Source organism: Roseateles sp. P5_B10 (genome assembly GCF_056400485.1).
This window is the reverse complement of the sequence record NZ_JBFULE010000325.1, coordinates 1-5,680: the sequence shown is the minus strand read 5'-3', so window position 1 is coordinate 5,680 and position 5,680 is coordinate 1. Positions and strand designations below refer to the sequence as shown.

Below are 5,680 nucleotides of genomic sequence, written 5' to 3'. Positions count from 1 at the left end.
GCCCAGCCAGCACCCGTCCATCCGCTGGTTCGGCCATGAGCTGGCCGACTTCATGGCCGCGGCAGACGATGAACTCGTGCCCCATACCAGCCTGATCGATTTCGCGCGCATGGATTGGGCTCTGCGTGGCGCCTTCGATGCGGCCCAGGCACCCCCGCTGGAGCCGGCCTCGCTGGCCGCACTTGGCGCAGACGACTGGGCCGGTCTGGTGCTGCACCTGCAGCCCAGCGTGCAGCGCGTGGTGCTGGCCTACGCCATCGAGCCCGCCTGGCGCGTGCTGCGCGAGTGGGAGCCGGAGTCCGGCGACGACCAACCCGAGCTGCCTGAGCCGGTGGCGCATGAACACACGCTGCTGGCCTGGCGCCAGGCCGGCGAGACCCGCTGGCGCTCGCTGGAGTCGCTGGAGGCCGCTTTGCTGGGCGCGGTGGCCGAGGGCTTGCCGTTCGCGCAGCTCTGCGAGCGCGCCGCCCAGGTGCTGGGCGATCCAGGCGCCGCAGCGCCCGCCGTCGTCGGCGCCCTGCAGCGCTGGCTCGCTGACAGTCTGCTTCAGGAGCGCGCGTCGTAGACCAGCGGGTGGCTGGCCTGGCGTTCGCCGAGGAAAGTACCGTGGCCGTTCATCGTCGGCGCGATGGTGCCGCGAGAGGATTTGGTCCAGGTCACCGTGAGCTCGCAACGGCTGACGGCCGCGGTCTTGGGATCGCTGTTGTTGGCATTGCGGCTGGCGATGTTGAGGTTGTCGTCCACCAGGGCCGGCTCCAGCCGGTAGCCGCCCGCCACGCTGCCCTCGATGCGTGCGCCCAGATTCTCGTTCTTGATCGTGAAGCTGCTGCCATCGCTGCGGCTGCAGCTGCCGCTGCCCGTGGCGACGGCGTCGTTCACGCCGGACAGGTTCAGCCGCACCGGCAGGGCGGCGCCGCTGCGTGTCAGCAAAGGGTTGCCAGTGGGCTGCAGCACCGTGAAGCCAACGGGCAGCGTGACCTGGCTCACATGGCGAACACCGGCCCGCGTGAACACCAGCTGCACCACCGGCTGGGCGCTCGCGGCGGCCAAGCTGGCGGTGTAGCCCAGACGCTCGCCGTCGGGATTGCTCATCGTCACCTCGGGGCCGCCGTCGACGCTGACCGACAGGCGCTCATCCGGCGCCATCAGCACCGTCGTCAGTACGTTGGCGGACTTGCCGAGGAAGCCGTCCACCACCACGCGGTTGTCGCCCGTTGCCTGGGCCGCGCTGAAGCGAGGGCTGATCTCGTCGACGTTCAGCGTCGAGGATTCGGTGCAGTTGCGCAGGCCGCACACGATGCCGTYGGCCATGGCGCCGACGACGTCAGCGACGTCGTGGCCTACGCCGCCACAGCCTGCCATGGCGAGCAGGGAGAACAGCAAGGGCGCCGTCACGCGGCAGCAGGAGGAAAAGGTCATCGGTACACCTTGAAATTCGAGCGAGTGGATACTAGGCGCAAGCCGGCTTTGGTTGTTGGTGCCGGCCCCGTGATTGTTCACCTGTTGGAGTCGTTATGTCGTCGCGCCTTGCTCCCCTGTTTGCCTCGCTATCCCTGCTGCTGGCCCTGCCAGGCCACGCCGCCCTCAGCGTCGGCGCTCCGGCCCCCGACTTCAGCACTGACGCCGCCGTCGGCGGCCAGTCCTTCAAGTTCAAGCTGGCCGAGGCCCTCAAGCAAGGCCCGGTGGTGCTGTACTTCTATCCCAAGGCCTTCACCAGCGGCTGCACCGTCGAGGCCCACCAGTTCGCCGAGGCGACCGACAAGTTCAAGGCGCTGCACACGACCGTCATCGGCATGTCCAACGACGACATCGAGACGCTGAAGAAGTTCAGCGTCGAGGCCTGCCGCAACAAGTTCGCCGTCGCGGCCGACGCCGGCGGCAAGGTCATCAAGGACTACGACGTCACGCTGAAGATGGTGCCCGGCACCATGGCCGACCGCGTGTCCTATCTGATCGGCACCGACGGCAAGGTCGCTGCTGTGCATGCCAGCATGAACCCGGATGGCCACATCGACGCGATGCTGAAGGCGGCTCAGCAACTGAAGAAATGATTGCCGGCCCGGAAACGGCGGTTGTGCGCGTCCGAGGGGCTGGCGAGGCGGGTTGCCCGCAAGGCGAGACGACGCAGCGGGCTCGTGCCCGCAAGGAAGAACAACGCAGCCGGCAGCCCGAAGCGCCAGACCAGCGGACGTGCAGCGCTGGTGATCGAAGTGGCATGCGAGGCTGGCAAGCGGTCTTGTCGAAGCGTCAGGCCTGCGATGAGTAGCGAGCGGTCAACTGCCGTTTTCGGGCTGGGGGCGGTCGAGCTGCTCGCCGCCTACCGCAGCGGCGAACTGTCGCCCGTCGAGGTGGTGGGCGCCGTGCTGTCCCAGGCCGGCAAGCGTGAGGGCGAACTGCACGCACTGTGCGCCATGGATGCCGAGGGCGCTTTGGCCGCGGCCCGCGTCAGCGAGGCGCGCTGGCGCGCCGGCACCGCGCTGGCATTGGACGGCGTGCCGGTCACGCTGAAGGAAAACATCGCCGTGCCCGGCGCGAGCTACCGCCTGGGCACTGCCGCGACGGCGGACGACGCGACCGCCGACTTCGAGGCTCCGCCCGCCGCGCGGCTGCGCGAAGCCGGTGCCATCGCCTGGGCGCGCACCACCATGCCCGACTACGGCATGCTGAGCTCGGGCCTGTCCAGCCTGTATGCCGAGCCGGCGCGCAACCCGTGGGACAGGGCGATGACGCCTGGTGGTTCCAGCGCCGGCGCCGCGGCGGCGGGCGCGGCCGGCTATGGCCCGCTGCACCTGGGCACCGACATCGGCGGCTCCATCCGGCTGCCGGCGGGATGGTGTGGCCTGGTCGGCCTCAAGCCCAGCCATGGCCGCGTGCCCATCAAGCCGGGCTATGCCGGCCGCGTCGCCGGGCCGCTGACGCGCACGGTCGAGGACGCCGCGTTGATGCTGGCCGTGCTCGCGCAATCGGATGCGCGCGACCCGACGCAGCTGCCGCCGGGCTCGGTCACGCCGCGGCCGCTGGAACTGCGTGGCTTGCGCATCGGGCTGATGCTCGATGCGGGCTGGGGCGATGCCGTGCAGCCGGAGGTCGAGGCGGCGGTGGTCGCGGCGGCGCGTGCCTTCGAGCAGGCTGGCGCCATCGTCGAGCCGCTGGCCGCCTTCACGACGCGCGAGATGGCCGACGGCATCGACCGTTTCTGGCGCATGCGCTCCTGGCTGGACATCTCCGCCCTCGCCCCCGAGCAGCGTGCCAAGGTGCTGCCCTACATCCTCGGCTGGGTGACTCCCGCGTCCGGCTACGACGGCGGCACGGTGTTCCGCGGCTACAGCCAGATGCAGGCCTTGCGCGAGGCGGCCAATGCGGCCTGCGAGCCTTTTGACTTCGTGCTGTCGCCCGTCGCGCCCATGCCGGCCTACCCGGCCCACCTGGCCAGCCCGCTGCACGACCCGGCGCGGCCCTTTGAGCACATCGCCTTCACGCTGCCCTACAACATGAGCGAGCAGCCGGCGCTGTCCATCAATGCGGCCTTCACGTCGAGTGGCTTGCCGATTGGGTTGCAGATCATCGGCCGGCGCTTCGACGACGCTGGCGTGCTGGCCTTGGGCGCAGCGTGGGAGCGGTTGCGACCCGAGCAACGCCCCTGGCCCTTCCGGGAGAGCCCACCATGATCCTCGTCCTTGGCCATGTCACCGCCCGCCCCGAGCATTTCGACGAGGTGCTGAAGCTCAGCCATCAACACGTCGAGCGCTCGCGCGCCGAACCCGGTTGCATTGCGCACGCGGTGCATCGCGACACCGAGAACCCGTTGCGCCTCGTCTTCGTCGAGAAGTGGAGCGACATGGCGGCCCTGCAAGCCCACTTCCGTGTGTCGGCCTCGCGCGAGTTCGGCAGGGCGCTGGCAACGATGGCGTCCGAGCCGCCGGAGCTGGAGTTGTTCGATGCGAACGTGATCAGCGCAGGCGGCTGACGCGCTTCGCGCAATCGATCAGGTTTTGCGATGGGCTCGCAGCCGGCCGGCAAACAGCGCCATGCCGGCGACGAGCAGCAGCGCTTGTGACGGCTCAGGTACAGCGGTGGGAATCTCGACGATGCTCGAAATGATGTCGCTGGGAAAACGGTCTGAGTAATTGTAAGCGATCCAGGAGCTTTGGGCAGTGCCTGCGACCGAGTAGAGGAAGCTGATGTCGTGGTAGCCGCTGACTCCGCTCAACGTGATGAAGAAGTCATTCACGCCGGGCGCCACGCCGCCGGCGCCGTTGCCCTTGCCGCCAAAGGTGTAGGACGGCGGAAACGGCGCACCTTGCCAGTTCTCGAAGGCAAGGTCTGCCAAGCTGTAGCTGTGACCTGCGATGCTCAGGTCGATGGCGCCGATGCTGGTGACCGGTTGGCCCAGCGCATCAGCCTGGAAGATGATCGAGCCCGACACCGGATCCTGCGGCGCAGGGGCGGGTGCCAGCACCGACGTGAAATGCGTTGCAGTAAAGGTGAGCTGGTAGGTCTTGGCCTGGGCCTGCTGGCTCGGCAGACAGGCCAAGACGCAGGCGATCGCGGCAATGGTGTGCATTTTTCCTCCCTGGTGCCGGGGTGCGCGGGTGCGCCTCCGGGGCGATGCCACTTTAGGCGCAGACAGGGGCGACCCGGCCCCGAAGATGAGGGGCCGTACGAACCCCAGGGCAGCGGCTAACGCCGCTTGACGAACCCTAGCAGCGCGGCCATCGGCAGCACCGAGCGTGGCCGATAGGGCAGGCGCCACAGGCCGCCATGGTTGGCGGTGTGCACCAGCAGCTTGAGTGGATGCGCGAAGTCGCGGGCCTCGGTGCGCAACTGATGCACCCACATCGCGGCCATCAGCGCATTCGTCGTCGCCGGCGCAAAGACCTCGACGCCAAAAGCCTTGGCGCCGCGAAAGCCCGCTGCCAGCAGCGGATTGGAGACAACTGAGGCCGTCGTGGTGCTGGGCGCCACGTTGAAGGCGACGCGGTGCCCATCGGCGCGGGCCACCAGGGCGCGCCACTGCTGCAGCCGCTTGGCCAGCGCGTAGTTCGGGCCCTGTTCGACGACCAGCGCGTCGACCAGGCCCCATTTCCCAGAGTCTCTGCCGAAATCACCAGCGTCGATCAGCCCCTCGATATGCGGAGCGAAGCCGCGGCCGCCGCTGCCCAGACGCGCACCGAACTGGGCCAGCTTCTTGACGAGGCCACGCTCGGCATAACGGCGCATGACGTCGCGCGCCAGCTGCTCCGGCACGGCGAAGACATCGGTCGGCGTGGCCATGTAGGCGAGCTGGGTGCGGGCGTCGGCGGCGCACAGCGTCGCGCTGATGGCGTCCATCGCGAGGGACACGCGCACATGGCGCTCGCCGTCCAGGTAGGCGAGGTTGGCGATGGACAGCGGCTGTTGCCGAGACGCCAGCCAGGCGGCGATCTCCGGCGTGTCGGCCAGCAGGTCGGCGCCGGCATGGGCGACGTCCAGCGGCTGGTCCGGCGCGACGGGCGCGATCAGCGTGGCATTGCCGGCGGCGACGATGGCGGCGATGCGCTTCCAGGGCGCGGCGCGGGCGAGGTCGATGCCGACGAGATTGGCGCGCCACTTCGCCAGCCAGGCCAGCGGCCCGGCCTCGCTGCCGGCGCCGAGCAGCACGAGGTGCTGGTCGGACAGGTCGAACCATTCGGGGTGGGCC

7 protein-coding genes are annotated in these 5,680 nt (G+C 69.3%); 4 read left to right on the top strand and 3 right to left on the bottom strand.

The window, feature by feature from the left end; all coding sequences use genetic code 11:
* On the top strand, window positions 1–565 hold a 565-nt coding region (locus tag AC1DU6_RS18315; RefSeq protein ID WP_477858752.1), incomplete at its 5' end, for a hypothetical protein.
* Here the strand turns inward: AC1DU6_RS18315 and AC1DU6_RS18310 are convergent.
* Window positions 547–1,419 carry a hypothetical protein gene (locus tag AC1DU6_RS18310; RefSeq protein WP_477858751.1) on the bottom strand — a complete coding sequence of 291 codons (873 nt, stop codon included), beginning with the start codon at window positions 1,417–1,419 and terminating at the stop codon, window positions 547–549. The genes AC1DU6_RS18315 and AC1DU6_RS18310 overlap by 19 nt on opposite strands.
* A gap of 95 nt (window positions 1,420–1,514) precedes the next feature.
* Here AC1DU6_RS18310 and AC1DU6_RS18305 point away from each other — a divergent pair, with 95 nt between their 5' ends.
* From AC1DU6_RS18305 to AC1DU6_RS18295, 3 genes are all read left to right on the top strand, one after another.
* A complete protein-coding gene (locus AC1DU6_RS18305; RefSeq protein ID WP_082532814.1) occupies window positions 1,515–2,051 on the top strand; it encodes a peroxiredoxin in 537 nt (178 codons plus the stop codon).
* 207 nt (window positions 2,052–2,258) lie between these two features.
* Complete coding sequence (locus AC1DU6_RS18300) at window positions 2,259–3,668, top strand: amidase (RefSeq protein ID WP_477858749.1); 1,410 nt, start codon at window positions 2,259–2,261, stop codon at window positions 3,666–3,668.
* Complete coding sequence (locus AC1DU6_RS18295) at window positions 3,665–3,967, top strand: putative quinol monooxygenase (RefSeq protein WP_477858747.1); 303 nt, start codon at window positions 3,665–3,667, stop codon at window positions 3,965–3,967. The genes AC1DU6_RS18300 and AC1DU6_RS18295 overlap by 4 nt, the downstream gene beginning before the upstream one ends.
* Window positions 3,968–3,985: 18 nt before the next feature.
* Here AC1DU6_RS18295 and AC1DU6_RS18290 read toward each other — a convergent pair whose 3' ends face one another.
* Together AC1DU6_RS18290 and AC1DU6_RS18285 are read right to left on the bottom strand one after the other, a co-directional pair.
* Window positions 3,986–4,564 carry a hypothetical protein gene (locus AC1DU6_RS18290; protein WP_477858745.1) on the bottom strand — a complete coding sequence of 193 codons (579 nt, stop codon included), beginning with the start codon at window positions 4,562–4,564 and terminating at the stop codon, window positions 3,986–3,988.
* Window positions 4,565–4,680: 116 nt separating this feature from the next.
* The coding region (locus tag AC1DU6_RS18285) for a hypothetical protein (RefSeq protein ID WP_477858743.1) at window positions 4,681–5,680 on the bottom strand (1,000 nt) is incomplete at its 5' end.

Coding starts and splice junctions, on each gene's coding strand:
- AC1DU6_RS18305 (WP_082532814.1), top strand. CDS start 1,515: ATGTCGTCGCGCCTTGCTCCCCTGTTTGCCTCGCTATCCCTGCTGCTG.
- AC1DU6_RS18295 (WP_477858747.1), top strand. CDS start 3,665: ATGATCCTCGTCCTTGGCCATGTCACCGCCCGCCCCGAGCATTTCGAC.
- AC1DU6_RS18300 (WP_477858749.1), top strand. CDS start 2,259: ATGAGTAGCGAGCGGTCAACTGCCGTTTTCGGGCTGGGGGCGGTCGAG.
- AC1DU6_RS18290 (WP_477858745.1), bottom strand. CDS start 4,564: ATGCACACCATTGCCGCGATCGCCTGCGTCTTGGCCTGTCTGCCGAGC.